Origin of the sequence: Actinoplanes solisilvae (genome assembly GCF_003999975.1) — a bacterium.
Lineage (GTDB): Bacteria > Actinomycetota > Actinomycetes > Mycobacteriales > Micromonosporaceae > Actinoplanes > Actinoplanes solisilvae.
On the sequence record NZ_RJAC01000001.1, the window covers coordinates 13,115 to 39,904 of the forward strand.

General features: G+C 69.5%; 26 protein-coding genes. 11 read left to right on the forward strand and 15 right to left on the reverse strand.

Annotation, left to right across the window (positions count from 1 at the left end; genetic code table 11):
• Positions 1-22: 22 nt before the first annotated feature.
• Positions 23-535 carry a transcriptional regulator NrdR gene (gene nrdR / locus EER30_RS00055; RefSeq protein ID WP_127497024.1) on the reverse strand — a complete coding sequence of 171 codons (513 nt, stop codon included), beginning with the start codon at positions 533-535 and terminating at the stop codon, positions 23-25.
• Positions 536-811: 276 nt separating this feature from the next.
• Complete coding sequence (locus EER30_RS00060; protein WP_240669679.1) at positions 812-1,069, reverse strand: LysM peptidoglycan-binding domain-containing protein; 258 nt, start codon at positions 1,067-1,069, stop codon at positions 812-814.
• Positions 1,070-1,469: 400 nt separating this feature from the next.
• Between EER30_RS00060 and lexA the strand changes: the two genes are divergently transcribed.
• Positions 1,470-2,192: a transcriptional repressor LexA gene (gene lexA / locus EER30_RS00065; RefSeq protein ID WP_240669828.1), complete on the forward strand. Its 723-nt coding sequence runs from the start codon at positions 1,470-1,472 to the stop codon at positions 2,190-2,192.
• Positions 2,193-2,257: 65 nt separating this feature from the next.
• On the opposite strand, the gene EER30_RS00070 is transcribed toward lexA, so the two are convergent.
• Together EER30_RS00070 and hflX are read right to left on the reverse strand one after the other, a co-directional pair.
• Positions 2,258-4,237: a hypothetical protein gene (locus EER30_RS00070; protein WP_205650076.1), complete on the reverse strand. Its 1,980-nt coding sequence runs from the start codon at positions 4,235-4,237 to the stop codon at positions 2,258-2,260.
• A 57-nt stretch (positions 4,238-4,294) separates the two neighbouring features.
• Complete coding sequence (gene hflX / locus EER30_RS00075) at positions 4,295-5,713, reverse strand: GTPase HflX (RefSeq protein ID WP_127497029.1); 1,419 nt, start codon at positions 5,711-5,713, stop codon at positions 4,295-4,297.
• Between the two features lie 177 nt (positions 5,714-5,890).
• Between hflX and EER30_RS00080 the strand changes: the two genes are divergently transcribed.
• Complete coding sequence (locus tag EER30_RS00080) at positions 5,891-7,354, forward strand: NAD-dependent malic enzyme (RefSeq protein WP_127497031.1); 1,464 nt, start codon at positions 5,891-5,893, stop codon at positions 7,352-7,354.
• A gap of 122 nt (positions 7,355-7,476) precedes the next feature.
• Here the strand turns inward: EER30_RS00080 and EER30_RS00085 are convergent, their stop codons facing one another.
• The 3 genes from EER30_RS00085 to EER30_RS00095 form a co-directional block, all read right to left on the reverse strand.
• Positions 7,477-8,031, reverse strand: a complete 555-nt coding sequence (locus tag EER30_RS00085) for a hypothetical protein (protein ID WP_127497033.1) — start codon at positions 8,029-8,031, stop codon at positions 7,477-7,479.
• A gap of 242 nt (positions 8,032-8,273) precedes the next feature.
• Complete coding sequence (locus EER30_RS00090; protein ID WP_127499199.1) at positions 8,274-8,585, reverse strand: PadR family transcriptional regulator; 312 nt, start codon at positions 8,583-8,585, stop codon at positions 8,274-8,276.
• 231 nt (positions 8,586-8,816) lie between these two features.
• Complete coding sequence (locus EER30_RS00095; RefSeq protein ID WP_127497034.1) at positions 8,817-10,025, reverse strand: DUF349 domain-containing protein; 1,209 nt, start codon at positions 10,023-10,025, stop codon at positions 8,817-8,819.
• 160 nt (positions 10,026-10,185) lie between these two features.
• Between EER30_RS00095 and miaA the strand changes: the two genes are divergently transcribed.
• From miaA to EER30_RS00110, 3 genes are read left to right on the forward strand one after another with little or no spacing between them, the layout of a single operon-like run.
• Positions 10,186-11,109 (forward strand): tRNA (adenosine(37)-N6)-dimethylallyltransferase MiaA, encoded by a 924-nt coding sequence (gene miaA, locus EER30_RS00100; protein WP_432417489.1) that lies wholly within the window; start codon positions 10,186-10,188, stop codon positions 11,107-11,109.
• A 7-nt stretch (positions 11,110-11,116) separates the two neighbouring features.
• A complete protein-coding gene (gene dapF / locus EER30_RS00105; RefSeq protein ID WP_127497036.1) occupies positions 11,117-11,947 on the forward strand; it encodes a diaminopimelate epimerase in 831 nt (276 codons plus the stop codon).
• Positions 11,947-12,669, forward strand: a complete 723-nt coding sequence (locus tag EER30_RS00110; RefSeq protein ID WP_127497038.1) for a glycerophosphodiester phosphodiesterase — start codon at positions 11,947-11,949, stop codon at positions 12,667-12,669. Before dapF ends, EER30_RS00110 begins: the two co-directional genes overlap by 1 nt.
• 70 nt (positions 12,670-12,739) lie before the next feature.
• Here EER30_RS00110 and EER30_RS00115 read toward each other — a convergent pair whose 3' ends face one another.
• A complete protein-coding gene (locus tag EER30_RS00115) occupies positions 12,740-13,267 on the reverse strand; it encodes a GrpB family protein (RefSeq protein ID WP_205650079.1) in 528 nt (175 codons plus the stop codon).
• Between the two features lie 158 nt (positions 13,268-13,425).
• Positions 13,426-14,397, reverse strand: a complete 972-nt coding sequence (locus tag EER30_RS00120) for a threonine ammonia-lyase (RefSeq protein ID WP_240669680.1) — start codon at positions 14,395-14,397, stop codon at positions 13,426-13,428.
• Between the two features lie 55 nt (positions 14,398-14,452).
• On the opposite strand from EER30_RS00120, the gene EER30_RS00125 reads away from it, so the two are divergent.
• Positions 14,453-15,370, forward strand: coding sequence for a LysR family transcriptional regulator (locus tag EER30_RS00125; protein ID WP_127497041.1), 918 nt, complete (start codon positions 14,453-14,455; stop codon positions 15,368-15,370).
• On the opposite strand, the gene miaB is transcribed toward EER30_RS00125, so the two are convergent.
• Together miaB and EER30_RS00135 are read right to left on the reverse strand one after the other, a co-directional pair.
• Positions 15,294-16,778, reverse strand: a complete 1,485-nt coding sequence (gene miaB, locus EER30_RS00130; protein WP_127497043.1) for a tRNA (N6-isopentenyl adenosine(37)-C2)-methylthiotransferase MiaB — start codon at positions 16,776-16,778, stop codon at positions 15,294-15,296. The two genes, EER30_RS00125 and miaB, sit on opposite strands and share 77 nt — an antisense overlap.
• Positions 16,779-16,804: 26 nt before the next feature.
• On the reverse strand, positions 16,805-17,275 hold the full coding sequence (locus EER30_RS00135; RefSeq protein WP_240669681.1) for a hypothetical protein: 471 nt from the start codon (positions 17,273-17,275) through the stop codon (positions 16,805-16,807).
• A gap of 138 nt (positions 17,276-17,413) precedes the next feature.
• On the opposite strand from EER30_RS00135, the gene EER30_RS00140 reads away from it, so the two are divergent.
• The 5 genes from EER30_RS00140 to EER30_RS00160 all read left to right on the forward strand — a co-directional run bounded on the left by EER30_RS00140 (position 17,414) and on the right by EER30_RS00160 (position 21,395).
• Positions 17,414-18,157 (forward strand): amino acid ABC transporter ATP-binding protein, encoded by a 744-nt coding sequence (locus EER30_RS00140; protein ID WP_127497047.1) that lies wholly within the window; start codon positions 17,414-17,416, stop codon positions 18,155-18,157.
• A gap of 55 nt (positions 18,158-18,212) precedes the next feature.
• Complete coding sequence (locus EER30_RS00145; protein ID WP_127497049.1) at positions 18,213-19,097, forward strand: glutamate ABC transporter substrate-binding protein; 885 nt, start codon at positions 18,213-18,215, stop codon at positions 19,095-19,097.
• A gap of 45 nt (positions 19,098-19,142) precedes the next feature.
• Positions 19,143-19,853: an amino acid ABC transporter permease gene (locus EER30_RS00150; RefSeq protein WP_127497051.1), complete on the forward strand. Its 711-nt coding sequence runs from the start codon at positions 19,143-19,145 to the stop codon at positions 19,851-19,853.
• Positions 19,850-20,824 (forward strand): amino acid ABC transporter permease, encoded by a 975-nt coding sequence (locus tag EER30_RS00155; protein ID WP_127497053.1) that lies wholly within the window; start codon positions 19,850-19,852, stop codon positions 20,822-20,824. The genes EER30_RS00150 and EER30_RS00155 overlap by 4 nt, the downstream gene beginning before the upstream one ends.
• Positions 20,825-20,894: 70 nt before the next feature.
• Entirely contained in the window at positions 20,895-21,395 is a 501-nt protein-coding gene (locus EER30_RS00160) for a DinB family protein (RefSeq protein ID WP_240669682.1), read from the forward strand.
• Here EER30_RS00160 and rny read toward each other — a convergent pair.
• The 4 genes from rny to recA all read right to left on the reverse strand — a co-directional run bounded on the left by rny (position 21,369) and on the right by recA (position 26,740).
• Positions 21,369-23,090, reverse strand: coding sequence for a ribonuclease Y (rny, locus tag EER30_RS00165; protein ID WP_127497055.1), 1,722 nt, complete (start codon positions 23,088-23,090; stop codon positions 21,369-21,371). The two genes, EER30_RS00160 and rny, sit on opposite strands and share 27 nt — an antisense overlap.
• A 458-nt stretch (positions 23,091-23,548) precedes the next feature.
• The gene (locus EER30_RS00170; RefSeq protein WP_127497057.1) at positions 23,549-24,748 is read right to left on the reverse strand and encodes a hypothetical protein; all 1,200 of its coding nucleotides are present in this window, start codon (positions 24,746-24,748) and stop codon (positions 23,549-23,551) included.
• A gap of 172 nt (positions 24,749-24,920) precedes the next feature.
• A complete protein-coding gene (locus EER30_RS00175) occupies positions 24,921-25,691 on the reverse strand; it encodes a regulatory protein RecX (RefSeq protein WP_127497059.1) in 771 nt (256 codons plus the stop codon).
• Between the two features lie 2 nt (positions 25,692-25,693).
• Positions 25,694-26,740 carry a recombinase RecA gene (gene recA, locus EER30_RS00180; protein WP_127497061.1) on the reverse strand — a complete coding sequence of 349 codons (1,047 nt, stop codon included), beginning with the start codon at positions 26,738-26,740 and terminating at the stop codon, positions 25,694-25,696.
• Between the last annotated feature and the right edge of the window lie 50 nt (positions 26,741-26,790).

A 26,790-nucleotide genomic window follows, 5' to 3' on the forward strand; every position in this document is an offset into this window, starting at 1 on the left:
CATCTGTCTCAGCCGTGTTCCCTCAGACCCGTGGTGCGCGACCGCCGGACCGGGGCGCCACGGGATGCCGTGCCGCGGTCTCGCGTGCGATCGCCGCCTCGCGCAGCGCGCTGATCTCCTTCTCGAACTCGTCGAGCGAGTCGAAGGATTTGTAGACGCTGGCGAACCGGAGGTAAGCCACCTGGTCGAGCTCCCGCAACGGGGTGAGGATCGCCAACCCCACCTCGTGGCTCGGCACCTCGGCGGCGCCCTTGGCCCGGACGGTCTCCTCGACCTTCTGCGCGAGCAGCGCGATCGAGTCCTCGTCGACCGGGCGGCCCTGACAGGCCTTGCGGACGCCGCTCATGATCTTGGTGCGGCTGAACGGCTCGGTGACCCCGCTGCGCTTCACGACGGCGAGCACGGCCTCCTCGACCGTGGTGAACCGCTTGCCGCACTCGGGGCACGAGCGACGGCGCCGGATCAGCTGACCGTCGTCGGCCTCACGAGAGTCGACCACGCGCGAGTCGGCGTGACGACAGTACGGACAGCGCACCGGGAACCCCCTCCGGGAAGGCTCCCCCGGCATCTTTCGGGCACACGAAAACACGGCGACCCGCTGGCAAGACTCGCCAGCTCGCGCCGTTCGCGGCCTGTGGATAACCGGGGAGGTCAACCCCAACCTGTGGATGACTTACACCCTTGTAACTACTAGATGTTGGGGTAGACGCTATGCCTCGGCGGACGCGTTCGCAAGCCAGGAAGCCCGGCGACGCGCCGTATTTTGCGACTCAACACGAGCGGTTGACCGGGCGTTCACGGACCGCTGCGATCATGCCGCCCGCGGCAAGATCAAAACATCGCCCGGGTGCACGACGGAGCTCGACAGGCCGTTGAGACGACGCAGCTCGTCGACCGCCCCCTGACCATCGCCCCTGGGCAGCGTGCGTGCGGCGATGTCCCAGAGCGTGTCACCCGGCCGGACGACGATCGTAGGCGGCGGACCGGTCGGCGGCTCCTCGGCCCGGGACGCGGTGGTGAACAACACGGCACTCGCCAGAGAGGCCAGCAGGACGAGGAGACCGAGCACGACGGCACGCCCTCGCCGAGTCAATCGCAACGGAGGCTGAGCCTGCCTTACCCCGTTCGCCACCATGGCGTTCTCCCCACCGGAAGACGATCTTCGGACAGGCGTTCGATCGAACGCCCGTACGACGGTTTATCAGAACAGGCGTACGGAAGTCGAGCACTTCCGGGCGACACGCCGCAAGAATGTCGTACAGATGTTTGAATATGTCGTACCCCACGATTACGGTTCTCCCTCAAAGGGGTCAGCCGGGCACACGCCATCCCCACGGCGTCGCGCTCCGGCTCCGCGAAGCGAGCACCACGTGCCGACGAGGCACTGGCCGACAGGGAGGGCGGACGTGTCGACCGACGACCGGACGAGCAGCCGGCAACAACAGACCAAGCCAGACAACCAGGCCGCCCTGCGCCGCCGGACGCCGAGCCGTGCTCGTGCCGCCGACGCGCCGCAACTGCGATCGGTCACCCCGGTGGTCAGCCAGTTCCCCGAGCCGGTCACCGCCGACCTCACCGCCCGGCAGCGCCGCATCCTCGAGTTCATCCGCAGCTGGGTCGAGCGCTACGGCTACCCACCGAGCGTCCGCGAGATCGGCGAGGCCGTCGGCCTGGTCTCCCCCTCGAGCGTGGCCTACCAGTTGAAGGCGCTCGAGACCAAGGGCTTCCTGCGCCGCGACCCCAACCGGCCGCGCGCCGTCGATGTGCGCTCCCCCAACGAGCTGGTCGACGACGAGACGATGCGCTCGGCGCGGCCCCAGCCGGCCTACGTGCCGCTCCTCGGCCGCATCGCCGCCGGTGGTCCGATCCTGGCCGAGCAGGCCGTCGAAGAGTTCTTCCCGCTGCCGCGCGAACTGGTCGGCGAGGGCGACGTCTTCATGCTCGAGGTCAAGGGCGACTCAATGATCGACGCGGCCATCTGCAACGGCGACTGGGTCGTGGTGCGCCAGCAGCCGACGGCCAACGCGGGCGACATCGTGGCCGCGATGATCGACGGCGAGGCGACCGTGAAGAGGTACCGCCAGCGCGAGGGCCACGTGTGGCTGATGCCGGCCAACCCGGCCTTCGACCCGATCCCCGGCGACGACGCGACCATCATGGGCCGCGTGGTGGCCGTCCTGCGCCGCGTCTGAGTGGACGACCGAAACCGGGCCCGAGCCGGCATCGCCGTCGGGCCCGGATCGAGCGAGCAGAAGAGTTACCGCGGGCCGTAACCCGGGGTGCCGAAACGGTCGTCGGGGCTCCGGCGGAAGTCGTTGTAGGCGTTGTTGCGCCCCGAGGGCGGCTGGCCCGGCCCGCCGCCGTAGACGCCACCGCCACCACCACGCGGTGGCTGGCCACCACGAGGCGGCTGCCCCTGCGGACCGCGCGGGGGCTGCCCTTGAGGCCCGCGAGGCGGCTGCCCCTGGGGACCACGCCCAGGCTGGCCCTGGGGGCCGCGGGCGGGCTGGCCCTGAGGACCACGCGAAGGCTGACCCTGCGGTCCGCGCGGCGGCTGCCCCTGCGGTCCGCGAGGCGGCTGACCCTGCGGGCCACGGGCCGGCTGGCCTTGAGGACCACGAGGCGGCTGGCCCTGAGGACCACGCACGGGCTGGCCCTGCGGCCCCCGCGGCGGCTGCCCCTGGGGAGCACGACCAGGCTGACCCTGCGGGCCACGAGCGGGCTGACCGGCCGGTTGACCCTGCGGGCCACGCGCGGGCGGCCCCTGAGGCCCGGCGGGCTGCCCCTGCGGCCCACGACCGGGCTGCCCCTTCGGCCCGCCGGGCTGTCCCTTCGGCCCGCCGGGCTGTCCCTGCGGTCCGCGCGGCGGCTGGCCCTGCGGACCACCGGCCGGCTGACCCTGGGGGCCACGAGCGGGCGGGCCCTGCGGAGCGCGAGGGTTCCGGCCCGTGCCACCGCCGTAGTTGCCGCCGCGCGAGGCCGGCCCGCCACTGCCGTAGACCGGCCCGTTGCCCGCCGGCCCCGACCGCGCCCCGGAGCCGTAGACCGGCGCCGGCCCACCGACGCCGATCAGCTCGGTCTCGGGGTCGCCCTCGAGCGGGTTCTTGAAGCTGCCCTCGTCCGAGTCGAGGATGGAGGCCGGGTTGCGCTTGCGGTAGCGCACGATGCCGAACACGCCCGCGCCGACCAGGATGAGACCGATCAGGCCGACGCCACCCACCGCGAACTGGATGTCACTGAGTTCGAGGTTGGCGTACCACTTGTCCCCCGCCTCCTCGCCGCCGTCCTTGCTGACGGTGGCGACCTTGGTGGCCGGCGTGTAGCGAAGGATCCAGTTGTCCTGGTCCTTGGCGCCGTTGAGGTCGGAGACGGTGTAGAAGAACTTGCCGTCAGGGCTGTAGGTGATCGCCTCGCCGCCCGGCTCGTTGGGCAGGCCGGTGGTGCGCGGCTTGTTCTTGAGTGCGCCGACCACGTCGCCACCGGACACATCCCACTCGAGGGCGTCGGTGTAGGTGCGGAGCACGACCTTGCCGCCGCCGGGAGCGACCGCCCCGCCACTGATCGTGCGGTTGCCGATGCGCGCGAACGGGCCGCTGTCGGTCTCGGTCGCCGAGAGTGTGAGCTCGGCGACGCGCTTCATCGGGACGCCGGACTCGTTGTTCGCCTTGAGGGGCGCGGTCGGCTGGTAGACGTACGCCGGCTTGCCGATCTCACGGGTGACGACGAGCGGGGTGCCGTCGCCGTTGAGCAGCAACGCCTCGGCGTCGTGCGGGTCGCCCTCGGGATAGCTGAGCCGGTGGAGCACGGGCTTGCCCGCTCCGGTGGCCGCTATCGACCAGAGGCCGACGGTCGACCGGCGCTCATCGGTGTCGTACTTATTGTCGCCGATGTCGGCGATCCACAGCTTCGCACCGTCGGGTGAGAGGACGACGTCCTCCGGGTCCTTGGGGCCGTCGCCGCTGTATTGGACCTCTTTGGTGACCTCGCACTTGGTGTTGAGGAAGAAGATGCGCTTGTGGCTTTTGATCTCGGTGCTGTCGTTGATCACGACATAGCCCGACTTGGTCGCGACCAGCCCGGAGGCTTCGTCGATCTTGTCGTTCGTGATCTTGCACATCTTCTTGCCCGCCACCGACGGGACGCTGACGGTCGGAGCCGGGTCCTCGGCAAACGCAGTGGAGGGGCCGATCATCACCAGCCCGGAGGCCACGATCGCCGGGAGCACGAAACGCCGCATCCGATCAGTGTCGCATGCGGCGTCCCGTGCTGGTGTTACGCGTCAGTCAACCCACGCTCAGTGCCGGAACGACTCCAGATCGCTCGCGAGGCGCTCGTCGACGAGGACCCGCAGCTCGGTTCCGTCGTCCACGTGGCGGGTCTGGAGCACCTGCCCCGATCGATGGATGCGGGCGACCAGGTCACCCCGGTCGTACGGCAGCAGGACGCGCAGATCGACCGCCGGTTTCGGCAGCTTGTCGGCGATCGCCTGGTGCAGTTCGGCGATGCCCTGACCGGACCGGGCGGACACGAAGACCGCTTCCGGCCAGGTGCGCTTCAGCCGCAGGATCGTCTCCTCGTCGGCCGCGTCGGTCTTGTTGATGACCAGCAGCTCGGGGATGCGGTCGGCGTTGACCTCGGCCAGCACCTCACGCACGGCGCTGACCTGACCCTCGGGGTCGGGGTGCGCGCCGTCGACGACGTGCACGACGAGATCGGCGAACGCCACCTCCTCGAGCGTGGAGCGGAACGCCTCCACGATCTGGTGCGGCAGGTGGCGTACGAAACCGACCGTGTCGGACAGCGTGTAGACGCGCCCGTCCTCGGCGGCCGTACGGCGGGTGGTCGGGTCGAGGGTGGCGAACAGCGCGTCCTCGACGAGCACGCCCGCCTGGGTCAGACGGTTGAGCAGACTCGACTTGCCGGCGTTGGTGTAGCCGGCGATCGCCACGGCCGGCGTCCCGCTGCTGGCGCGACGGGAGCGCTTGGTCTGGCGTACGGTCCGCATGGCCTTGATCTCACGGCGGAGCTTGGCGATGCGCTGGTTGATGCGGCGTCGATCGGTCTCGAGCTTGGTCTCACCGGGACCGCGCGTGCCCACGCCACCGCCGCCGGAACCACCGCCGGCGCCGCCGCCCTGACGGGACAGCGAGTCACCCCAGCCACGCAGTCGCGGCAGAAGGTATTGCAGCTGGGCCAGCTCGACCTGCGCCTTACCCTCTTTGCTCTTCGCGTGCTGGGCGAAGATGTCGAGGATCAGGGCCGTACGGTCGACGACCTTGACCTTGACCTGCTGCTCCAGGTTGCGGAGCTGGGAGGGCGAGAGCTCGCCGTCGCAGATGACCGTGTCGGCGCCGGTGGCGATGACCGCGTCGCGCAGCTCGTCGACCTTGCCCCGCCCGATGAAGGTGGCGGTGTCGGGCCGGGAACGGCGCTGGATGAGACCCTCGAGCACCTGGGAGCCGGCGGTCTCGGCGAGCGCGGCCAGCTCGGTCAGGGAGTTGTCGGCGTCGGCGACGCTGCCCTCGGTCCAGACGCCGACCAGGACGACCCGCTCGAGACGAAGCTGGCGGTACTCGACCTCGGTGACGTCGGTGAGCTCGGTGGAGAGACCGGCGACCCGCCGCAGCGAGTGACGCTCCTCGAGCTCGAGCTCGCCGGACGTGACGTCCTGCTCATCAAGTTCAAGTACGGGTGCCTGGTAAGTGTTTCGCAAAAGGTGACCTCCTAGGCCTCGATCGTGGCACGTTTCCCTGGTCGGGCGCATCCACATATCGCGGCCTGGCGTTCTGAAGAGAAAGTGATGGTGCGTAGCACAACGACCCGGATGGAACGCGATATTCCTCGGAGGCAAGATAGCGGGGACGCACCCACCAATGTCGGAGGGAACACCGTGGTGACCACCCGCCTGCCCAGCGCAGGATTCTCGATCACGATCCGGATCGCCGTTACCGCGGACGCCTCGTCCATCGGCCGGCTCACCACCTGTGTCGGCGAGGCCGGCGCCATCGTGACGGCACTCGACGTGGTCGACTCCGACCCCACCCGCGTGCTGGTGGACCTCACCTGCGACACCGCCGACTCGAACCACGCCGACCAGGTCGTCAAGACCCTGGAGGAGCAGGACGGCGTCGACGTCCGCAAGGTCAGCGACCGCACCTTCCTGCTGCACCTGGGCGGCAAGATCGAGGTGACGCCGAAGGTCGCGCTCCGCACGCGTGACGAGCTCTCCCGGGCGTACACCCCGGGGGTGGCCCGCGTCTGCATGGCCATCGCCGAGAACCCGGCCGACGCCCGCCGGCTGACGATCAAGCGCAACACGGTCGCCGTGGTCAGCGACGGCTCGGCCGTGCTCGGCCTGGGCAACATCGGCCCGGCCGCCGCGATGCCGGTCATGGAGGGCAAGGCCGCCCTGTTCAAGCGGTTCGGCGGCGTCGACGCGTGGCCGGTCGTGCTCGACACGCAGGACACCGACGAGATCGTCGCGATCGTCAAGGCCATCGCCCCGGCCTACGGCGGCATCAACCTCGAGGACATCGCCGCTCCTCGCTGCTTCGAGATCGAGGCGCGGCTGCGCGAACAGCTCGACATCCCGGTCTTCCACGACGACCAGCACGGCACGGCGATCTGCGTGCTCGCCGCGCTGACCAACGCGCTGCGCGTGGTCGGCAAGCGCATGCAGGACGTACGAGTCGTGGTCTCGGGCGCGGGCGCGGCCGGCACGGCGATCATGAAGCTTCTGCTCCGCCAGGGCGTGGGCGACATCATCGCGTACGACCGGAAGGGCGCTCTGCACCGCGGCATGGCCGACATGTCGGAAACCTGGCAGTGGCTGGCCGAGCACACGAACAAGAGCAACTACTCCGGTGACCTGCCCGGCGCGATCGTGGGCGCCGACGTCTTCATCGGCGTGAGCGCCCCCAACCTGCTGACCGGCGACGACATCGCCAAGATGGCCGACAAGTCGATCGTCTTCGCGCTGGCCAACCCCGACCCCGAGGTCGACCCGCGCGCCGCCCGCCAGCACGCCGCGGTCGTCGCCACGGGCCGCTCCGACCAGCCCAACCAGATCAACAACGTGCTGGCCTTCCCCGGCGTCTTCCGCGGCATGCTCGACGTGAGCGCCACCGAGTTCACCGAGGAGATGGCGCTGGCCGCGGCCCGCGCGATCGCCGACGTCGTGGGCGAGGACAAGCTGAACCCCACCGTTATCGTCCCGAGCGTCTTCGACCCCAAGGTCACCCCGGCCGTCGCCGCGGCGATCCGCGCCGCGGTCCGCGGCCCGGTCGCGTCGTCCCACAACTCGGCCGCGCTGTCCGAGGCGGAACTGGACGAAGCGCCCGAAGAGACCTTTTAAGTGCGGCATGGGGAAAGTTCCCGGTTTCGCGGCGGCCTGATCAGTACTCCGGGCCGTCGCGACGACCGGCTGAAGCGAAACGAAAACGGCGGGCGCCTCCGGCACCCGCCGTTTTTTGGAGTTCACCCAGGGCTTCGGTCGATTCCTCGCAGCCGACGCCACCCGTAACAAGCGCCGGACAGGACGCCGACCAGCACGCCCAACTGCTCGAAGTCGTCCCAGACGCGCGCCCACCCGCCGTGCTGGTGCAGCGACACTCCGGCCACGACACCGGCCGTGACGACGAACTTCGCGATCCGCACCTCCGACGCGACGATCCAATCGGCCGGACGGCACATCTGCCGACACAGATCGTTCCAGCGCATCCGGCCTGCCGCGAACAGAAACCCGACGGCGGTGCTCCATTGTTGTCGTCGGGTCAGCGCGACACCACGGTCAGGGTCGCCGAGCAGGTGGGCTCGCCACGCTTCGGCATCACTCGCCCGCCGAGGCCCGGCCAACGAAGCCGCCAGCTCAGCAATGATCAGTGGCAAGCGACGGAACAAACCGGACGTCCACCATCGAGACCTCGTCGAGCGATCGACCGATCGCGCGCCCCAGAACGATTGCCAGATGCTGAGCCCGGCTCCGACTATGGAGACGACGCGCCACACATCGTCAGTCACCGAGATCGTCAAGGTTGAGTAGACGACCCCGCCCGCGACCGTCCCCCAGCGTGCGGAACGCACGAGCCTTGCCTGCGGGCGAGACCGGCCCAATAGCCGCGAGGCCGCGATCCAAACCACGTCCACCGCTACGAGCGTCCAGGGGAACCATTGACGGCCGATGTATCTCCAAGTCAGGACGCCAAGGCCCAGGCCGAGGCATAGACCGGCCAGGTACGCGAGCGACGCACTGCCGCGTCTCCGTGCGACCTCGCTCATCGGGACATTCCGGGAATCGGACCGGAAGTCGTCCAGCGGCTCCGCCGGGCAGCACGGGCGGCGAGTGCCGCAGCCGACTCGACGCGGCCGACGCCGGTCAGCCAGTAATAGCGCCTTCGCGGCCGACCGGACGGTTGCTCCGTCTCCCACCGCGAATCGACCCAGCCCAGCTCGGCCAGTCGCTCGAGAATGGGGTAGACCGTGCCTGGGCCGAGGTCGGCTTCCTCGCAGATGCCCAGCCCGAAGACCGGTTCGTCTTCGCTGGCATCGGAAAGCACGTCCAGCACCGATCGCGTCGGCTGCGTCATCCGTGGCCATTTGCTGGACATCGGCTCACCGTAGCAGCGTCTGTCGTACTCGATATACGCCCGGACGAGTGAATCCGGCGATTCTGTTGTCCCGTCGCCTGGCCATGCAATAACGCGAAAAGGGCACTACGGCCCGGACCCCCACGGGGCCGGGCCGGGCGGAAGCAGGGGGCGGGGGTCGAGAGCCCTTCGGGTTAGCGAAGAGGCGCCGGACCCCCGTACCTCATGTTTTCAGTTGGCCTGCTCGGCGAGAGCGAGGAACTGCTTCTTCGAGTTCAGCGCCTGCTCGGCTTCCTTGATGCGGCGCTGGTCGCCGGCCGTCTTGGCGCGCTCGAGACGCTGCTCGGCCTCGGCGACCTGCTCGCGCATCTGCTGGAGGAGCGGGTTGTCCTGGGGGGTGGTCTTGCGCCAGGCCGAGTCCATCGCGACGCGGATGCGCTCCTCGGCGGCCCGCCAGCGACGGTCGAGCGACGCGGACGACTCGCGCGGAACGCGGCCGGCCTCGTGCCACGCGGCCTGGGCGTCACGGAGCTTGTTCTGGGCGCCGCGCGGGTCGGCGTCGACGTCGAGCGCCTCGACCTCGGTCAGGATCGCCTGCTTGCGGTCGAGGTTGCCCTTGTATTCGGCGTCGCGGGCGGAGAAGACCTCGCTGCGGCGGGTGAAGAAGGCGTCCTGCGCAGCCCGGAAGCGTTCCCAGAGGCGCTGCTCGGCCTCTTTCGCGGCGCGGGGAGCGGCCTTCCACTCGGCCATGAGCTCTTTGAGCCGGTTGGCCGTCGCCGACCACTCGCTCGACTCGGAGAGGCTCTCGGCCTCTTTGACCAGCTCTTCCTTGGCGGTCTGGGCCTGCTTGCGCTGGCCGTCGAGGGTGGCGAAGTGGGCGCCGCGGCGGCGGGTGAAGCCGTCACGGGCGGTCGCGAAGCGCTTCCACAGCTCGCCGTCGGTCTTCTTGTCGACGCCGCGGATGGTCTTCCACTCGTCGAGGATCTCTTTGAGGCGGTCGCCGGCCGACTTCCAGCCGGTCGAGTCGGCGGCGATCTTCTCCGCCTCTTCGACCAGCGCGGTCTTGCGGGCGAGCGCCTCGGTGCGGGCCACCTCGCGGGCCGCGCGAGCTTCGCCGGCCTTCTCGTCGGCGAGCCCGGCGAGACGGTCGAGCCGGGCGGAGAGCCCGTCGATGTCGCCCACCACGTGCGCCTCGTCGAGCTGCTGGCGCAGGCGCTTCACGCTGCTCAGCGAATGCGACGCGTCGGCCGCTCCGGACTTGAGGCGGGCCTCGACGAGGTCGACCTCGGTCACCAGGTCGGCGAAGCGCCGCGCGAAGTGGGCCAGTCCCTCCTCGGGCGTGCCTGCCTGCCAGGAGCCGACCACGCGGTCGCCCTCCGCGGTCTTCACGTACACGGTGCCGTCGGCATCCACGCGCCCGAAGGCCGTCCAGTCGTTCATGACCCATCCTCGTCTTCCCGGCGTCACCGATCACGCCTGATCGGTGACAACCGCCACAGCACAGTCGAACGCCAAGCTTTTCTACGGCATTCTTTCTCGCGCATTGTCACAGGTCCAACCCGGTTACGGGGAAGCGCCCGCCGATGACCGTGGCCAAACCTTGTCCTACCGTTGCTCCGTGCCGTTCTCGACAGCTCCGCGCGTGATCACTGTCGTCGGGCCGACGGCGGCGGGCAAGTCGGCTCTGAGCCTCGCCCTCGCCCATGAGCTGGGCGGCGAGGTCGTCAACGCCGACTCGATGCAGCTTTACCGGGGCATGGACATCGGCACGGCGAAACTCACCCTGCCCGAGCGCGAGGGCGTTCCGCACCACCTGCTCGACATCTGGGATGTCGGATTTCCGGCCGCGGTCGCCGAATATCAGGGGCTGGCCCGGGCGGCGATCGACGACATCGCGGCCCGGGGGCGGGTTCCGCTGCTGGTCGGCGGGTCGGGGCTCTATGTGCGGGCGGTTCTGGAGGAGTTCGAGTTCCCCGGCACCGATCCCGGCATCCGAGCACGGCTCGAGGAGGAGCTGGCGGCGGTGGGATCCGGCGCGTTGCACGAGAGGCTGCGGTCCCGCGACCCCTCGGCGGCGGCGGCGATCCTGCCGTCGAACGGGCGGCGGATCGTGCGGGCGCTGGAAGTCATCGAGCTGACCGGCCTGCCGTTCACCGCGGCCCTCCCCGCGCCGACGCCCCGTTACCCGTCGGTGCAGATCGGCGTCGATCGTTCTGATCTTGATGAACGAATCGAGACGCGGGTTTCCCTGATGTGGGCGGCGGGCCTGCTCGACGAGGTGCGCGCTCTCATTCCCCAGGGTTTGCGAGAGGGGCGTACGGCGAGTCGCGCGCTCGGCTATCAGCAGGCGCTCGCCGAGATCGACGGCGACCTTTCGACCGAAGAGGCCAAGGCCGACACCGTACGGGGGACTCGCCGCTTCGTCCGTCGTCAGCGCTCCTGGTTCCGGCGTGACCCGTCGGTGACCTGGCTCGACGGCGCCTCCCCGACGCTGTTGGCAGACGCGCTGGCCCTTACGGGATGATGGACGCGTGCATTTCACCAAGGGCCACGGCACCGGCAACGACTTCGTGATCATCGAGGATGCTGACGGCGTCCTCGATCTGACCGCCGCCCAGGTCGCGGCCCTGTGCCATCGACGGTTCGGGCTCGGCGCCGACGGTGTGCTGCGCGTCGTGCGCGGTGCGAAAGATCCGGCCGCCGCGGGGATGGCCGGCGAGGCCGAGTGGTTCATGGACTACCGCAACGGCGACGGTTCGATCGCCGAGATGTGCGGCAACGGCGTGCGCGTCTTCGCTCGCTACCTGGTGACGCACGATCTGGCTCCCTCGTCCGGTTTCGCCGTGGCGACGCGGGCCGGCGTGGTGCACGCGGTTTTTGAGGGCGATCAGATCCGGGTCAACATGAGAAGCCCTCGGGTGTACGGGGCCTCGACCGCTTCCACCGGCCCGCTGACGTTCCCGGGCGTGGCCGTCGACTGCGGCAACCCCCACCTGGTCTGCTCGCTGCACGACGGCCTGGCGCTGTCGTCGCTCGACCTGCACGTGTCGCCCGCCTTCGACCGTGGTCTGTTCCCGGCCGGCGTGAACGTCGAGTTCGTCGTGGGCGCCGAGCCGCTCGACGACGCTGATCTTCACGTCGCGATGCGCGTCTACGAGCGCGGCGCGGGCGAGACGCTGTCGTGCGGTTCGGGCGCGCTGGCGGTCGGGGCGACCGCGCTGCGCGACGCCGGCCTGGCCATGGGCGTTGTCGCGGTCGACGTGCCCGGCGGCCGGCTCACCGTCACCCACGACGCCGACGACCGCTGGTGGCTGGCCGGTCCGGCGGTGCTGATCGCGACGGGCGAGGTGGACCTCTTCTGATGCACCGTGTCGCACACCGGGGCTACTCCGCGGTCGCCCCCGAGAACACGCTGCCCGCCTTCGCCGCCGCCGTCCGGGGCGGGGCCACCCTGGTCGAGCTCGACGTCCGCACCACGCTCGACGACGTCCCCGTGGTGATCCACGACCGCACGGTCGACCGCACCACCTCCGGTTCGGGCTACGTCTGGGACCTTTCGTATTCGGCGATCGCCGCTCTCGACGCGGGTTCGTGGTTCTCGCCCGCCTACGCCGGTGTGCGTGTGCCGACCTTGGACGCGACCCTGTCGCTGCTGGCCGCGCCCGGGCCCGACCTGCTGCTTGAGATCAAGCGCCCGGCCACGCTGCCCCAGGTCAAGACCATCATGGAGATGGTCGGCTCGTACGGCCTGCTTGACCGCACCATCGTGCAGAGCTTCGACCCCGAGGTCGTACGCCTGGCGCGCGAGGTCGCCCCTTCCGTGAGACGCGCCCTGCTGCGCCTGCGCTTCGACGCCGAAACAGTGCCGCTGGTCGAGGAGCTGGAGGTCGCCTTCTGCAACCCGTCGATCGCCGATGTGCTGGGCGACCCGGCGACCGTGGCCGAGCTGACCTCTCGCGGCGTCGACCTGATGCCCTGGACCGCGAACGACCTGACCGTCTGGCCCGAACTGGCCGCCGCGGGCGTGGCCGGCCTGATCACCGACCGCGTGGCCGAGCTGACGGGCTGGTCCACGACCCGCTGATTCACAACTTCCGCATATCGAGTTCGGCGTTCGCGGCTGACGTCCGTCCGGGAGCGGTGAGGGCTCGCATTCAGGTTCCGGCGGTGACCCAGCGGCGGGCCTCGGCGGTCAGGGTGGCGACCAGGTCGGTCTTGCCGTCGGTGTAGGCGTTGCGGTCGTGGGCGTGTTCGGCGGCCAGCCGTTGCTTCAGGGCTTCGTAGCGCTCGGCCGCCTCCGGATAGGCCCGCAGGTAGTCGCGGAACGCCAGCACATCGACGAACCGCGCCGAGCCGGTCGGGACCAGGTGCAGGTGGTGGGTGCGGCGGGCCGGGTTCGGCTTGCAGAACCAGTGCATGACGTCTTCGCGATAGGGGGCGTAGCAGTAGTCGAGGCCGGCGAGCGGCTCGATGCACGCCCGCGACGAGTCGAGGTCGGTGACACCGATCATGATGTCGACGATCGGCTTCGCGCTCAGCCCGGGAATCGCCGTGCTGCCGACGTGATGGATGCCGCCGGTGACGTACGGCCCGAGAACCTCGGCCAGAACCGCGGCCTCGCTCTCGAACCGCGCCGGCCACGCGGGGTCGTAAGGGTGCAGGCTGATCGCTTCGTCCGTCACGCTCCCACCCTGCCGCAGCATCGTCCTCTTCGCCGCCCCGCCACTGACAGGCGCACCGGCTGTGCCATGCTCCCGGACCCGGTGGTCAGCGAGGTGCAGGTCCAGGAGCGCAGCGAGGTGTCGAGCACCATCCTGCGAGACCTGATGCGTAACCTCCGCTAGCTGTCGGGCGCGAGGACGGCCAGTTCGCGCGGGGAGGCGTTGCCGCCGGAGCAGACCACCGCGACCGTACGGCCGGCGAAGCGCTCGGGGAACTCCAGGATCGCGGCCAGCCCAGCAGCCCCGGCGCCCTCGGCGAGTGTGTGGGCCGACGTGGCGAGCAGGCGCTGGGCCTCGGCGATGCGTTCGTCGGAGACCAGCAGGAAGTCGCTGACGCCGCCCTTCATGATCTGCTGGGGCAGGTCGTAGCCGCGGCCGGTGGCCAGGCCCTCGACGCGGGTGCGGTTGGGGCGCGTGCAGAGGGAACCGGCGCGCCACGAATCGTGTGCGGCCGGTGACGAGGTCGACTGGACGCCGATCACTTCGCAGCCGGGGGCCAGCTCGCGGGCGACGACCGTGGCGGCGGCCAGACCGGTGCCGCTGCCGACCGGGACGAGGATCGCCGACAGGTCCGGGCGGGCCGTGAGGATCTCCACGAACAGCGTGCCGACGCCGGCCACGAGTTCCGGCGTGTCACCGGGGCTCACGAGGCGCTGCCCGGTCTGCGAAGCCAGTTCGACGGCGTGCGCCTCTGCGTCGGCCAGGACGGTGCCGGTCAGGATCACCGAAGCACCCCAGGCGCGTACGGCGGCGACCTTCGACGGGTTCGCGTCGGAGGGCATGACGACCGTGCACGGCAGGCCGAACAGCCGGCTGGCCCATGCCATCGACTGCGCGTGGTTGCCGGTCGAATAGGTGACCGTGCCCGCTCGCAAGGACGACATCAGGTTCAGGGCGCCGCGAGCCTTGAACGCGCCGACCGGCTGGGTGTTCTCGTGTTTGACGTACACGTCCGCACCGACGGCGGCGTTGAGCACCGGGTAGGACCACATGGTGGTGGGCGGCAGGTGGCGGGCGACCGTCGTGGCGGCGGCGCTGATGGAGGCGTACGAGAAATGCATGCTCTTGATGGTCGGGGTGAACCGGTCCATCGGTCCAATGCCGGATCGCGGCCGAATTCATAGACGCGGTCGATAGATTGGCCGCATGCTCGACGTCGCTCGTCTGCGGGTGCTGGTCGCGGTGGCCCGGCACGGGTCGGTCACCGCCGCGGCGAGGGCGCTGCACTACGCCCAGCCGTCGGTCAGTCACCATCTCGCGCGGCTCGAGGCCGAGACCGGCAGCCGGCTGGTGCAGCGGGTCGGGCGCGGCATCCGGCTCACCGAGGCGGGGCGGGTGCTCGCCGATCGCGCGGAAGAGATCCTGGGGCGGCTCGACGCGGCCGAACAGGAGCTGGCGGCGCACACCGGACTGCGGGCGGGACGCGTTCGGCTGGCGGCCTTTCCCTCGGCGCTGGGAACTTTCGTGCCGGTCGCGGCCGCGGGATTCAACCATCCGGGAGTCGAGCTCAGTTTCCGTGAGGCCGAGCCGCCCGAGGCCGTCGACCTGTTGCGCCGCGGCGAGGTGGACGTGGCCGTGCTCTTCGCCCATGACGGCGGGCCCGACCTGGCCGGGCTGCGTGCCGAGGAGCTCTTCGAGGACGAGACGTGCCTGGTCACCCCGCTGGACTGGGCCGGTGACCGGCTCGCCGACCACGCGGAGCGGCGATGGATCGGCGGGTGTGAGCGCTGCCGGGCGGAGCTGCTGCGGGCGTGCGCCGCGGAAGGGTTCACACCGGACATCCGGTTCACCACCGACGACTACGTGGCCGCTCAGCAGCTGGTCGCGAGCGGCCTCGGGGTGACCACGCTGCCCGCGCTCGCCCTGGCCGGGCATCGCAACGCGAACGTTCGCGTGGTGCCGTTGCCGGGCCGGGCCCGTCGGATAAGCGTCGCGGTCGCGGGTGAGCCTCCCGACCCGCCCGCGACGCGCGCCCTGGTGGAACGGATCAGAGCGAGCAGCCCTCGGCCGCCGGGAGCTGCGCCGGCACACCGATCGTCGGCAGGCCCAGCGACACGCCCTTGAGCTTCGGCGTGCGGCCGGCCTCGAACGCGTCGCCGGCCCTCGTACGCCGGAAGCTGAGCGGGGCACCGTCGGCGTTCAGGTGGTGCGGGGCCGCGTAGGTCACGATGGTCTCGACGATGTCACCGGGGCGCGGGGCGAGGTCGCCGGTTGCGAAGTGCACGAGCCGGCCGTCGCGGGCCCGGCCGCTCATCCGGCCCGTACGCTCGTCCTTGCGGCCTTCACCGACCGCGACGAGCACCTCGACCTTCTCGCCGACGAGCTTCTTGTTCTCGGCCCAGGTGATCTCTTCGAGCAGGGCGATCAGACGCTCGTACCGCTCCTGCACGACAGCCTTGGGCAGTTGCTCCTCCATGACCGCGGCGGGCGTGCCGGGGCGCTTCGAGTATTGGAACGTGAAGGCGCTGGAGAAGCGGGCCCGGCGCACGACCTCGAGGGTCTGCTCGAAGTCTTCCTCGGTCTCACCGGGGAAGCCGACGATGATGTCGGTGGTGATCGCGGCGTCGGGCATCGCGGCCCGCACCTTGTCGATGATGCCGAGGTATTTCTCCTGGCGGTAGCTGCGGCGCATGGCCTTGAGCACGCGGTCGGAGCCGGACTGCAGCGGCATGTGCAGCGAGTGGCAGACGTTCGGCGTCTCGGCCATCGCGGCGATCACGTCGTCGGTGAAGTCTTTCGGGTGCGGGCTGGTGAAACGCACCCGCTCGAGGCCCTCGATCTCGCCGGTGGCCCGCAGCAGTTTGCCGAAGGCGAGCCGGTCGCCGAACTCGACGCCGTACGAGTTCACGTTCTGCCCGAGCAGGGTGACCTCGAGGACGCCCTCTTTCGTGAGCGCTTCGACCTCGGCCAGGATCTCGCCCGGACGACGGTCCTTCTCCTTGCCGCGCAGCGACGGCACGATGCAGAAGGTGCACGTGTTGTTGCAGCCGACCGAGATCGAGACCCAGCCCGCGTACGTCGACTCGCGCTTGGTGGGCAGCGTCGAGGGGAACACTTCCAGCGACTCGAGGATCTCGACCTCGGCCGCGGCGTTGTGCCGGGCGCGTTCGAGCAGGGCCGGCAGCGAGCCGATGTTGTGCGTGCCGAAGACGACGTCGACCCAGGGGGCCTTCTTGACGATGTCGCCGCGGTCCTTCTGGGCCAGGCAGCCACCCACGGCGATCTGCATGTCCGGGTTCTTGACCTTGGTCGGGCGCAGGTGGCCGAGGTTGCCGTAGAGGCGGTTGTCGGCGTTCTCCCGAACCGCGCAGGTGTTGAAGACCACGACGTCGGCGGCCTCCGGATCGGCGGCGCGCACGTAGCCCGCATCTTCCATCAGACCGGAGATGCGCTCGCTGTCGTGCACGTTCATCTGGCAGCCGTAGGTGCGCACGTCGTAGGTGCGCGCGGTGCCCTGCGTTTCGGTAGTCATGGCAATTGACCAGGGTACTGCCTCCCTCAGGCGGCAGCAGGCCTGCCCGGGTCGTCGACCGGCTTGTAACGGGACCCGCCGCAGGCCGTGCCGGCGGCGGTGCAGGGGCGCGCCCGCCGGCGTTCCGGGCCGTCGTCGGTCTCGACCTCGTCGACGTGCACCGGTCGCAGACTGCCGTCCGGGGCGGCCAGGACGTAGCGGGTGGGGTCGAGCGTGTCGTCCGGAAGCATGATTTCGATCTCTAAACGGACGGCGACGGCGCTCGCCGCGGTGGACTCGGCGATGTTCTCGGGCGCCAGGTAGACATCGATGAGCGTCGGGAAGTCACCGCCGACCCGGTAGACGTCGCAGAGCACCGCTCCGTCGACCGGATCGGGCCCGAGCGGCACAACCGTGCGCTCCAGGGCCCCGGCGAGCGCGCCGTGAACCCGATCGCCGGAAAGGGACGACTGGGCCGCCCAGTTCCAAAGGCCGCCTGTCGGATCGCTGTCAGCCATACCGAACATGGTGGACAATGCCCTCGTTCCGCACTCTCTGTGTTACCGCTCCGTGACCATTCTCGGTGTGAACCGATACAAGGGCACACATAGAGTGTGCCCATCCGGGTGATCCGTAGACAGGACGGTGGTCCAGCAGTGTCCGACGAGGCTCTCATCGTCCTCGACGAAGTGAACAAGTGGTTCGGCCCCCTCCACGTTCTCGACGACGTGAATCTCTCCGTCGCCAAGGGCGAGGTGGTGGTCGTGATCGGACCCTCCGGATCGGGGAAGTCCACGCTCTGTCGTGCGATCAACCGGCTCGAGCCGATCAACACCGGAACCATCACGTTCGACGGTCGTCCGCTTCCCGCCGAGGGCCGCCCGCTGGCGAAGCTGCGCAGCGAGGTCGGCATGGTCTTCCAGTCCTTCAACCTGTTCGCGCACAAGACGATCCTTCAGAACGTCATGCTCGGCCCGGTCAAGGTGCGCAAAGAGAAGTCCGCGATCGTGCGCGAGCGGGCCATGTCCCTGCTCGACCGGGTCGGCATCGCCAACCAGGCCGACAAATATCCGGCACAGCTCTCGGGCGGTCAGCAGCAGCGCGTGGCGATCGCGCGGGCCCTGGCGATGCAGCCCAAGGCGATGCTCTTCGACGAGCCCACCAGCGCTCTCGACCCCGAGATGGTCGGCGAGGTGCTCGAGGTGATGACCTCGCTGGCCCGCGACGGCATGACGATGGTCGTCGTCACCCACGAGATGGGCTTCGCGCGGCACGCGGCCAACCGGGTGGTCTTCATGGCCGACGGCCAGCTCGTCGAGCAGGCGCCCCCGGAGGAGTTCTTCACCAACCCGCGGAGCGAGCGGGCGAAGGACTTCCTCTCCAAGATCCTCACGCACTGAACCGCCCTCGGGCTCGCAGACTGTTTACGGCGTCCCGATCGATAAAGGAGAAATCATGCGTTTGACACGGGTAGCCGCACTGGCAACAGCCTCGGCTCTGGCGTTCGGCCTGGCCGCTTGCGGTGGCGACGACGCGGGCAGCGACGACGCCGCGGTGAGCGGCGGCAAGTCCTTCGCCGCGGGCAGCACGATGGAGCGGCTCAACAAGGCTCAGGTCGTCAAGGTCGGCACCAAGTTCGACCAGCCCGGCTTCGGTCTCAAGGGCCTGTCGGGCAAGCCTGAGGGCTTCGACGTCGAGATCGCGAAGATCATCGTCAAGGAGCTCGGCATCCCCGAGGACAAGATCGAGTTTGTCGAATCGCCCTCGAAGGTCCGCGAAGACGTGATCATCAACGACAACGTCGACTTCGTCGTGGCGACCTACACGATCAACGACAAGCGCAAGGAGCGGATCGCGTTCGCCGGTCCGTACTACGAGGCCGGCCAGAACATCATGGTGAAGAAGGACGACACCTCGATCACCGGCCCCGACTCGTTCAAGGACGGCACGAAGAAGGTCTGCTCCGTCACCGGCTCGACCCCGGCTGAGGAGATCAAGAAGCACGTCAAGGACGTCGCCAGCCAGGTGGTGCTCTTCGACACCTACGACAAGTGCCGTGACGCGCTCAAGGGCGGCCAGGTCAACGCCGTGACGACCGACAACGTCATCCTCCTCGGCTACATCGCCAAGGACGAGACGTCGTTCAAGCTCGCCGGTGACAACTTCACCAAGGAGCCCTACGGCATCGGCGTCAAGAAGGACGACACCGCGTTCCGTGGCTTCATCAACGACACGCTGGACAAGGCCTTCCAGGACGGCTCCTGGAAGAAGGCGTGGGACGACACCGCCGGCAAGTTCGGTGCCGAGCTCGGCACCGCTCCCGCCGTCAACCGCTACTGATCCACCTGAATACCTGATTCGAAGGACTGGGGAGAAGCCGAACCCGTGAATGTACTCATCGATAAGTTCGACGTCTTCGCGGGCGGCTTCTGGCTCACCTTTCAGATCTGCATACTCGCTGCGATCGGCGCCCTGATCCTGGGCGCCGTCGTGGCGGTGTTGCGCATCTCGCCGGTGCCGCCGCTGCGGGCACTCGGCACGGCCTACGTCACCGTGTTCCGCAACATGCCGCTGACCGTGGTCATGTTCTTCGCCGCGTTCGGGTTGCCCGCTCTCGGATCGAACGCCAACTTCCTGCGCATCCCCGTGATCGACGCGATCTTCACCCGGCTCGGCACGGACCTTCCATACTTTCGCTTCGCCCTGATCGCCCTGATCCTCTACACCGCGGCCTTCGTCTGCGAGGCGCTGCGCTCGGGCGTCAACGCGGTCTCCCCCGGCCAGGCCGAGGCCGCCCGGTCACTCGGTCTCACCTTCGGACAGAACCTGCGATACGTGGTGCTGCCGCAGTCCTGGAAGGCCTCGATCGTGCCGCTGGGCTCGGTGATCATCGCGATGATCAAGAACTCCGCGCTGATCGGCTTCTTCGGCGTCGTCGGTGACCTCTCCTCGACGGCCGACCAGCTCACCGGCGCCGAGGGCTACGCCTTCATCCCCGTCGCCATCGGCATCTCGATCGGATACCTGATTATGACCGTGCCGCTCGGCGCCCTCCTCGACCGGATCGAGCGCCGGCAGGCGGTGGCGGCCCGATGAGCCAGCAGGCCGTCCTCTACGACGTTCCCGGCCCACGTCAGCGCCGGTACACCCAGATCTTCAGCGCCGTCGCCGCGCTGGTGGTGCTGGCCGGCCTCTACTTCCTCGTCTACAAGCCGCTCGACGAGAAAGGCCAGTTCTCGCTGGAGCTCTGGGGCCCGCTGATCGATCCGGGCAACGAGAACTTCTCCCAGGTCTGGAAGCGCATCGGCATCGGCGCGAAGAACACTCTGATCGCGGCCGTGCTCGCCATCGTCGCCTCGCTGGTGATCGGCACCCTGGTCGCCGTTCTGCGGCTGCAGCTCAAGGAGCTCAACCGGCGCCGCTTCACCGGCCTGGCCGCTCCGGTGTCGATCCTGCTGCGCGGTCTCAGCCTGGCCCTGACCGCGCTCACCCGGGCCTGCGTCGAAATCTTCCGTGGTCTTCCGGTCGTCATCACGATCTTCTTCGTCGCCCGGGGCTTCCCCGAGTTCGGCATCACCTTCGACACGTTGTGGTACCTGGTGATCGGCCTGACGATCTACAACGGCGTGGTGATAGCCGAGATCCTGCGCTCGGGTATGGAGGGTCTGCCCCCGGGCCAGCGCGAGGCGGCGGTCGCGATCGGCCTGTCCCCGCTGCAGACGACGGTGACGATCCTGCTGCCGCAGGCGTTCCGGATCATGCTGCCCGCCCTGATCAGCCAGTTGGTCGTCGTCCTCAAGGACACCTCGCTCGGCTTCATCATCAGCTACGAGGAACTGCTGAACATCGGCAAGCAGATCATCGGTGCCTTGGGCAACCCGATCCAGACCTACACGATCATCGCCGTCCTGTTCATCGCGGTGAACTACTCGCTCTCGAAGCTGGCGCAGTACATCCAGCGCCGCCTGGCCCGCGGCCGCAAGACGGCCGGAGTGACCGGTCGGGGCCCCACGGCTCCGGCGGTGCAGGCCGCGGCGGCCGGCGCCGACGAGGTCAATCCCGTCTGACTCGTTGCTGTTCCTTCACGATGGCCCCGGCAGCTTGCTCCGGGGCCATCGTGCTTGAGAGGCTTCCTCGGTGATCTCCGCGGACGACGCCATCAACCTGCCGTTACGAGCCCAGTTCGAGGTCTTCCTCGACGAGCATCGCCGGGCCCTGCACGACTGCCTCGACGACCTCACCGAGGAACAGGTTCGCCGGTCGCTGGTGCCGTCACGCACGACCCTGCTCGGTCTCGTGAAGCACGCGACCTTCGTCGAGAAGGTGTGGTTCGACGAGGCCGTGACCGGGCGTTCTCGCGCATCGATCGGCATTCCCGCCGATGCGGACGAATCCTTTGTCTTGGACGATTCGGACACCATCGCGTCGGTGCGCGCGTCGTATGTGGAAGCAACCGAGGCCTCGCGGCTCGCGGTGGCCGACCTCGACCTGGACGACAAGTTGCCCGGCAACCGGCGCGGGCCGATCCCGCTGCGCTGGGTCTACCTGCACATGCTGCGGGAACTGGCGCAGCACTGCGGCCACGCCGACATCCTGCGCGAGCAGCTCGGACTAACGAGCGAGCTCGGTGACGCGTGACTCGCGGACGACCGTGACCCGGATCTGACCCGGATAGGTCAGCTCCTCCTCGATCTGCTTGGCGACGTCGCGGGCCAGCACCGCGGCGCCGATGTCGTCGATGTCGTCCGGGCGCACCATCACCCTGATCTCGCGCCCGGCCTGCATCGCGAAAACCTTCTCGACGCCGACCTTGCTCGCGGCGATCTCCTCGATACGCTCGAGGCGCTTCACGTACGCCTCCAGGCTCTCGCGCCGTGCTCCCGGCCGGCCACCCGAGCAGGCGTCCGCCGCCTGGGTCAGCACCGCCTCGATCGTCTGCGGCTGCACCTCGTTGTGGTGCGCCTCGATCGCGTGCACGACGTCTTCCGACTCGCCGTACTTGCGGGCGAGGTCGGCGCCGATCAGCGCGTGGCTGCCCTCGACCTCGTGGGTGAGCGCCTTGCCGATGTCGTGCAGGAACGCCGCCCGCTTCATCGACGGGACGTCCAGGCCCAGCTCGGCGGCCATGATGCCGGCGATGTGCGCGGTCTCGACCAGGTGCTTGAGCACGTTCTGGCCATAGCTGGTGCGGTAGCGCAGGCGGCCCAGCAGCTTGATCAGCTCGGGGTGCAGGTTGGTGATGCCGACGTCGACCAGCGCCTCCTCGGCGGCTCGGTCGCAGAGCTGGTCGACCTCGTTCTTGGCGGTCTCGAAGACCTCCTCGATGCGGTGCGGGTGGATGCGGCCGTCCAGCACCAGCTTCTCGAGGGTGAGCCGGCCGACCTCGCGCCGCACCGGATCGAAGCAGGAGAGCAGTACGGCTTCCGGGGTGTCGTCGATGATCAGGTTGACCCCGGTGACCGACTCGAAGGCCCGGATGTTGCGGCCCTCACGGCCGATGATCCGGCCCTTCATCTCGTCGCTGGGCAGGTGCAACACGCTGACCACGCTCTCGGCGGTCTGCTCGCTGGCGATCCGCTGAATGGCGTCGACGACGATGTGTCGAGCCCGGGTGTCCGCGGTGCTCTTCGCGTCGCTCTCGATGTCGCGCACCAAAATCGCGGCCTCGCGCTTGGCCTGCGCCTCGATGCTCTCGACCAGCTCGGAGCGGGCCGAGTCGGCGGTCAGGCCGGCGATCCGCTCGAGCTCGCGGCGCTTCGACTCCTCGGCTCCGGCCAGCGTCAACTCCCGCTCGGCCAGGGCGGACTCGCGGCCGGCGAGGTCGGAGTCCATCGTCGCGAGGCGGCGCTCGCGCTCGACCAGCCGCTCGACCTCCTCGGCGTGCAGCCGCTCGCGCTCGTCGATGCGGGCGGCCCGGCGCTCGACCTCGGCCGCCTGTTCCTTCGCGGTCGTGTTGAGCAGCGAGATCTCGCGCTCGCCCTGACGACGGGCGACCATGCGCACCTGCTCGGCGTCGGCCTCAGCCTGACGGTGGGCGTGCTCGAGGATCGTGTCGGCCTCGCTGTGCGCGGCCTCGAGAACCCGGCGGGCCTCGGCGCGCGCGGCGGTGGCCTCGGCCTTGGCGGCGGCGGTCTCGGCCCGTACGGAAGCGGCCTTGGCGTTGGCGTCGTCGACCTTGGCCAGCGCGTCGTCGACCGCCTGGCCCTGTCCCTGGGCGTCCGCGCGAACCTTGTGCAGCTGGCGCAGCGCGCGGGCGCCGAGCAGCATGCCGGCGACCACGAGGACGCCGAGGACGACGATCGCCACCACCAGCACCCAGTCCAGGGCGGTCATCTCGCCGCGTCTCCCTTCGCCGCACGCGCGTCTCACGCGCGTGGACCCGTTGCGGGATGCCCGACCAAGGCACGGCGACCGCAGGCGTCATCGGTCCGCGACACCTCGGGGGTGTGCGGGGCCGACCGCGCTCTATATCCGGGGCCTCGGCACTGCGGTCGGGTGCCGGGGCGGCGTCACTCTTCGCTGCCGTGGGTCGCTTTTCGCGATGTTCGTGTTGCGTCAGCTCGCTGTCGCTTGCTGTCGCTTACTTGCGCTGGCTTTCGCGGCGGCGGCCAAGTGATGCCGTAATGTGATGCGATCTATGTTGTGCGTGTTGCATGCGATGGTCGAACAAACCTTGTGTAACGCGAGGCTAGGTCGCAAGTGCCACTTCGGTCAAGGTTCCATGATTCGGCAGCGGATGGGACTTAGGGCACAGACTTGCTTACGCCCAGCTCACGATAGTGGCGGGCAATTCAGGCGTACCGGGACCAGAGATCGCGGATCGGCTCCCACTTCTCGCCCAGACCTTCCGCCCAGTACGCCAGCAGGTAGCCCGCAACGGGGCTCTGTGCGTCATCCCACCACAGCGCACTGATCGTTCTGGTCGCACCACTCTCCGTGAGACGGTATGCGTACTCTAGGTAGTTGCCGTTGGTGCGCCCGGAGGGTGAATCCCGTTCGGTGGGCGCGGCGACACCTTTCGTAAGGGTTCGGGCGTCGTCCGCCTGCGCCAGGACCTTGGCGCGTGCCTTGTCGCGTTCGGCGGTGGAGCTGTACTCGACGAAGATCGCGCTCATGCCGTCGAGCGTGCAGCGGACCCGGACCTTCTCACCGTCGCCGAGCCTCGGGCCGCCCGGGGAACCACTGCGCGAACAGGTCGACAGGTACGGCAGCCAGCCCTCGGCGATCGCGGTGAGCCGCGAACCGGCAAAGTCGGGCCGGTTGATCGCGGCCTGATTCCGCTCGAAGACACCCGGCTGACCCGGCTGGGTGGCGCCGCTGGACCGGGCCTCAGGGGCCGTGAAGCGCCCCGCGAAGAACCCGCCGGTGCCGAAGACCAGCAGACCTGCAACCAGCCCGGCGACGAGCCCGAGACCGAGGCGGCTGCGTCGGGGTGGCGGGGAGGGCTCGATCCGGCGCCCAGGAGGAGCCGCGAGGCCGTACGGCGTGTCCGCCCAGCCTTCCGGTTGATCAGCGCTGTTGTGAAACGGGCCGTAGCTCGGCGTCGCGTCACTCGCGGGGTAGGACGACGCAGCCGGATAGGAACGGTCGTTCACGGGGCCCGGGTCGGCGTCGGGGTGGTAGAGGCCATCGCTCGCGGGCCGCGGGTCGGCGCTCGGGTGGTAGGGGCCGTCGCTCGCGGGCCGCGGGTCGGCGCTCGGGTGGTAGGGGCCGTCGCTCGCGGGCCGCGGGTCGGCGCTCGGGTGGTAGGGGCCGTCGCTCGCGGGCCGCGGGTCGGCGCTCGGGTTGGGCTGGCTGCCGCTCGCCGGGTTTGGGCCGCCAGTCGGCTCAGGACCGTCTTCAGTCACCCAAGCCGCAGCCTGCTCGTCGTGCGGCGAAGCATCGGAGGCGCCTGGTTTGGCCGGCTGTTGCGCGCCGGAGGGCGCGGCCGGGTCGGCACCCTCCTCGAAGGGACCGTTACCCCGCATGCCGCTCTGCGAGTGCTCGGTCACAAGGTCGCATCCTACCAACCAGTGGCGAACGCCGATGTCTCATGTAGAGCACCATCGATCGCCCGCGCATGCGGCAGGCACGAGGCGGGCGGGGGCGGGTGGACGGCAGACCAAAGACGAAAGAGGTGAAGGCAGGCAGGTGGAGAGCAAGGGCAGGAGTCGGAGGGCGAGGTCAGGAGGTGGGGTCGGCGTCTGAGGCCAGGGCGTCGGGGTCTATCTGGTCGGCGAACTCGGCTGCTTCGGCGTCGCGGGCGGCCAGGGCGTCTTTGACCGCGCGGAAGGCCACGCCCGCCGGGTAGCCCTTGCGGGCCAGCATGGCGACCAGGCGGCGGAAGACGGCGTCGGGCGCGCCGGTGGCGGTGCGCAGCTTGCGGTCGACCAGGGCGCGGGCCGTCGCCGCCTCATCGTCGTCGTCGACCGATTCGAGGGCCTCGGTGGCCACCTCGGCGTCGACGCCGCGCTGGCGCAGTTCGTTGGCGAGCGCCCGGCGGGCCAGGCCCCGGCCGTGGTGACGGCTGGACACCCACGCCCGCGCGAACGCGGCGTCGTCGATGATGCCGACCTCGTCGTAGCGGTCGAGGACCTCGGCGATCACCTCGTCGGAGATCTCTTTGCGGGCGAGCACCTTGGCCAGCTCGGCCCGGGTGCGCGGGCGCACGGCAAGCTGCCGCAGGCAGATCTCGCGCGCCCGTTCGCCCTCGCTCTGCGCCGGCTTGGCGGGCTCACGCCCGTCGGCACCCGGTTCGCGTCCGCCGGCGCCTCGCTCGCGCCCGTCGGCGCCGAACCCCCCGGAAGCCCGCCGGCGACGGGTAGGAACGTTGCCGCGTTCCGGATCGTCGCCGGCGGGGAGCTCGCCGGAGGGGTGGTCATCGTGGGCACGGGCAGGGCGGGGTGGGATCGCGTCCCACCCGCGCCCGGAACGTGCGCCCCGGCGGCCAGGCATGATCAGAAGTCAACCGGCGGGAGTTCGGGGCCGCCGGCAGCGTCGCCGGTCGTCTGGCCGACGCCCAGCTTCTCGAGGATCTTCTTCTCGATCTCGGCCGCGACGTCGGGGTTCTCCTTCAGGAACTCGCGCGCCTTCTCCTTGCCCTGGCCGAGCTGGTCACCGTCGTACGTGTACCAGGCGCCGGACTTGCGGATGATGTTCTGCTCGACGCCGACGTCGATCAGCGAGCCCTCGCGCGAGATGCCCTTGCCGTACATGATGTCGAACTCGGCCTGCTTGAACGGCGCGGCCACCTTGTTCTTGACGACCTTGACGCGGGTGCGGTTGCCGACCACGTCGGTGCCGTCCTTCAGGCTCTCGATGCGGCGCACGTCGAGCCGGACCGAGGAGTAGAACTTCAGCGCGCGGCCACCGGTCGTGGTCTCGGGCGAGCCGAACATGACGCCGATCTTCTCGCGAAGCTGGTTGATGAAGATCGCGGTCGTGCCCGAGTTGCTCAGAATGCCGGTGATCTTGCGGAGCGCCTGGCTCATCAGGCGGGCCTGAAGACCGACGTGACTGTCGCCCATCTCACCCTCGATCTCGGCGCGCGGCACGAGCGCGGCCACCGAGTCGATGACGATGATGTCGAGCGCGCCGGAGCGGATCAGCATGTCGGCGATCTCGAGCGCCTGCTCACCCGTGTCGGGCTGGGAGACCAGGAGCGCGTCGGTGTCGACGCCGAGGGCCTTCGCGTATTCCGGGTCGAGGGCGTGCTCGGCGTCGATGAACGCCGCGATGCCGCCGTTGCGCTGGGCGTTGGCCACCGCGTGCAGGGCGACCGTCGTCTTACCGCTGGACTCGGGGCCGTAGATCTCGATGACGCGGCCGCGCGGCAGGCCGCCGACGCCGAGCGCCACGTCGAGAGCGATGGAGCCGGTCTTGATGATCGCGGTCTCCACGACCGGTCGCTCGCCCAGCCGCATCACCGAGCCCTTGCCGAACTGCTTGTCGATCTGTGCCAACGCCAGATCGAGCGCCTTGTCCCGGTCAGGTCCTGCCACCATGTCCGCCACCCCTGTACTCGATTTCGCGGGCGTCTTCGCCGATGCGCTTC

Excerpts from the sequence above, each read along its gene's own strand:
- EER30_RS00125 (WP_127497041.1), top strand. The coding sequence starts at position 14,453 with ATGCTCGACGTCGCTCGTCTGCGGGTGCTGGTCGCGGTGGCCCGGCAC.
- EER30_RS00120 (WP_240669680.1), bottom strand. The coding sequence starts at position 14,397 with ATGGACCGGTTCACCCCGACCATCAAGAGCATGCATTTCTCGTACGCC.
- EER30_RS00145 (WP_127497049.1), top strand. The coding sequence starts at position 18,213 with ATGCGTTTGACACGGGTAGCCGCACTGGCAACAGCCTCGGCTCTGGCG.
- EER30_RS00070 (WP_205650076.1), bottom strand. The coding sequence starts at position 4,237 with ATGCGGCGTTTCGTGCTCCCGGCGATCGTGGCCTCCGGGCTGGTGATG.
- EER30_RS00095 (WP_127497034.1), bottom strand. The coding sequence starts at position 10,025 with ATGAACGACTGGACGGCCTTCGGGCGCGTGGATGCCGACGGCACCGTG.
- EER30_RS00155 (WP_127497053.1), top strand. The coding sequence starts at position 19,850 with ATGAGCCAGCAGGCCGTCCTCTACGACGTTCCCGGCCCACGTCAGCGC.
- recA (WP_127497061.1), bottom strand. The coding sequence starts at position 26,740 with ATGGTGGCAGGACCTGACCGGGACAAGGCGCTCGATCTGGCGTTGGCA.
- EER30_RS00175 (WP_127497059.1), bottom strand. The coding sequence starts at position 25,691 with ATGCCTGGCCGCCGGGGCGCACGTTCCGGGCGCGGGTGGGACGCGATC.
- miaB (WP_127497043.1), bottom strand. The coding sequence starts at position 16,778 with ATGACTACCGAAACGCAGGGCACCGCGCGCACCTACGACGTGCGCACC.
- EER30_RS00110 (WP_127497038.1), top strand. The coding sequence starts at position 11,947 with ATGCACCGTGTCGCACACCGGGGCTACTCCGCGGTCGCCCCCGAGAAC.
- EER30_RS00090 (WP_127499199.1), bottom strand. The coding sequence starts at position 8,585 with ATGACGCAGCCGACGCGATCGGTGCTGGACGTGCTTTCCGATGCCAGC.
- rny (WP_127497055.1), bottom strand. The coding sequence starts at position 23,090 with ATGACCGCCCTGGACTGGGTGCTGGTGGTGGCGATCGTCGTCCTCGGC.
- EER30_RS00135 (WP_240669681.1), bottom strand. The coding sequence starts at position 17,275 with ATGGCTGACAGCGATCCGACAGGCGGCCTTTGGAACTGGGCGGCCCAG.